1 protein-coding gene is annotated in these 471 nt (G+C 62.8%); it reads left to right on the top strand.

Going from position 1 to position 471, the window contains the following annotated elements; genetic code table 11:
- The coding region (locus LPA54_RS37690; protein WP_228984932.1) for a DNA cytosine methyltransferase at positions 1–471 on the top strand (471 nt) is incomplete at both ends.

Here is a 471-nt window from a genome sequence, read left to right on the forward strand (position 1 = left end):
GTATGGGCCTGGGAGCGGGAGCACTGCGACGTTCTGTCCGCAGACGTCAAAGAGTTCGACCCTTACCGGGACATCAAGAAGAGCGCTGAGCTGCTGCGGATGCGAGGCCTCGATCTGCTGGCTGGTGGCGTGCCTTGCCCGCCCTTCTCTCACGCCGGCAAGCAGCTCGGCAAGGATGATGAGCGGGATCTTTTCCCGCGCATGCTCGAGCTGGTGGACATTCTCAGGCCTCGTGCCGTCATGATTGAAAATGTACGCGGGATCATGGACCCCAAGTTCTCGGACTACCGGGACTGGATTACGGCCCGGCTGCAGGGCGGCGAGTACCGAGGTGACGACGGCCAGATGGCCAAGGATCCAGGTCTTGGCTATACGGTCGCGAAGTGGGGAGTCCTCGAAGCCAGCGACTTCGGCGTGCCGCAGCTCAGACCGCGCGCCATCCTCGTGGCCTTCCGTGACGACGTCATCAAG

Source organism: Streptomyces sp. DH12, from assembly GCF_020873895.1.
In the GTDB taxonomy this organism is placed as follows: Bacteria; Actinomycetota; Actinomycetes; order Streptomycetales; family Streptomycetaceae; genus Streptomyces.